Source organism: Lysobacter sp. 1R34A, from assembly GCF_051217035.1.
GTDB lineage: Bacteria > Pseudomonadota > Gammaproteobacteria > Xanthomonadales > Xanthomonadaceae > Lysobacter.
Genome location: NZ_JBPKJP010000195.1, coordinates 1 through 2,138, shown reverse-complemented (window position 1 = coordinate 2,138; position 2,138 = coordinate 1). Strand labels below are relative to the sequence as shown.

Annotated in this window: 2 protein-coding genes; both read left to right on the top strand. The window is 71.5% G+C overall.

The window, feature by feature from the left end:
• Positions 1-26: 26 nt before the first annotated feature.
• Entirely contained in the window at positions 27-1,670 is a 1,644-nt protein-coding gene (locus tag ACSAMQ_RS20455) for a tetratricopeptide repeat protein (RefSeq protein ID WP_435397419.1), read from the top strand.
• Positions 1,667-2,138: lipoprotein insertase outer membrane protein LolB (locus ACSAMQ_RS20450; RefSeq protein ID WP_435397418.1), on the top strand; the 472-nt coding region annotated here is incomplete at its 3' end. The genes ACSAMQ_RS20455 and ACSAMQ_RS20450, both read left to right, overlap by 4 nt.

The window sequence follows — 2,138 nt, the reverse complement described above, 5'->3', positions numbered from 1 at the left end:
GCGCGGCGGCCGAGCCGGCGACGCCGGTGCCGGCCGCCGCCCTGGCCACGGCCAAGTCGACGATCCAGGCGCGCGCCGCCAAGGATCCGACCGGAGCCTCGCTCGAACCGCTGCTGAGCGGCGAATTCGCACTGCAGTCCGGCAAGCTGAACGAAGCCGCCGAGGCCTATCTGAAGGCCGCGCGCGCCGCCGACGACGTCGGCCTGGCCGAGCGCGCGACCAGCATCGCCGTGATCGCCAAGCAGGACGCGCTGGCCGCCGACGCGTTGGCGCTGTGGCGCAAGCTCGGCGGCAAGGGCAGCTCGATCGGCGCCGCCGAAGCGACCCTGTCGCTGCGCCGCGGCGACGACCGCGCCGCCCTGCGCCAGCTCAATACTCTGATGGAGAGCGACCCGGAGGCCGGCTGGCGCCAGGCCTTGATCGTGCTGACCACCGGCTCGAAGGATCCGAAGCAGGCCGCGCGCGTGCTCGAGAAGCTCGTCGACGGCGGCAAGATCCCGTCCGGCAACCTGATGGCCTGGGTCGCGTTCGGCGGCCTGTCCCAGCGTCTGGACCAGCCGCAACTGACCGAACGCATCGTCGCCGAAGTGGTCGACCGCTTCCCCGGCGAACCGCGCGTGGCGCTGTTGCGGGTGAGCCAGCTGCGCGAGTCGGGCAAGAACGACGAAGCCCGGCAGATGCTGCAGAGCATCGCCGGCCTGGCCGATCGCGACAGCAACCTGCGCGCGCTGATCGCCGAGCAGTACGAGGCGATGAACGATTTCCAGGCGGTCGCCGCGACCCTGGCGCGCGGCCCGCAGGACGAGCAGACCTATTCGCTGCGCGCGTCCTACCTGGCCCGCGCCGAAGACAAGCCGACCCTGACCAGGCTCTACGACGAGCTGCGCGCGAATGCGGCCAAGCCGGACCCGTCGCGGCGCCTGCTGCTGGGGCAGTTGGCCGAATTCCTCGAACGCTACGAAGAGGCGCTGGCCTGGTACCAGGGCGTGCCGGCCGGGCAGCCGCGTTCGATCGCGCGCCTGCGCAGCAGCAACGTGCTGCACAAGCTCAAGCGCAACGACGAGGCCTACGCCAATCTGCGCGCGATCCAGTCCGACGCTTCGACCGGCGACGACGCGCGCCGCGACGCCTACATCGTCGAGGCCAACCTGCGCGCCGAAGACAAGAACGACGCCGGCGAGAACGATGCCTTCGCGCGCGGACTGGCCGCGTTCCCGGACGAGCCGGAAATCCTCTACGCCCGCGCGCTGAGCTGGGAGCGCCGCGACGAGATCGACCGCGCCGAGGCCGACTTCCGCCGCATCCTGGTGGCCGAGCCCGACAACATCGCCGCGCTCAATGCACTCGGCTACACCCTGGCCGACCGCACCACGCGCTTCCAGGAAGCGCTGGAGCTGATCGAGCGCGCGCGCAACGCCGAACCTGATAATTACGCGATCGTCGACAGTTACGGCTGGGTGTTGTATCGCATCGGCCGCATCAAGGAGGCCGAAACCGAGCTGCGCCGCGCCCTGACCATGCAGAAGGACGCCGAAATCGCCGCCCACCTCGGCGAGGTGCTGTGGCAGAGCGGCAAGCGCGAAGAAGCGCGCAAGTATTTCGAGCAGGCGCGCAAGATCGACCCCGACAACCGCTCGCTGCTGCGAGCGCTGAAGAAGCTCGGCCTGTGAGCGCGCTGTCGTCCGGTTCGCGCGCCTGGGCGTCCGCTGCTTCGCGTGCGGCGAAGTCGGTCGCGCTCGTCGCATTGGCCGTGGTGCTGAGCGCCTGCGCCGGACACGGCGTCAAACGCCCGCCGCCCGAGGCCTTGCCGGCCGCGGTCGCGGCCGAGCGCGAAGCCGGGCGCATCGCCCGGGTCCGCGCCGACGACGAATGGTCGCTGACCGGCCGCATCGCCGTGTCCAACGCCGGCAAGGGCGGAAGCGGCCGGATCGAATGGAACCAGCGCGGCGAACGCTTTGAGGTCGCATTGAGCGCGCCGGTCACCCGGCAGAGCTGGCGCCTCGCCGGAGGCCCCGGCGAGGCGCGGCTTGAAGGCCTCGAAGGCGGCCCGCGCGAAGGCGCCGATGCCGCCGCGGTGCTGCACGAGGCCACCGGCTGGGACATTCCGGTCGAGGCCCTGGCCGACTGGCTGCGCGCCG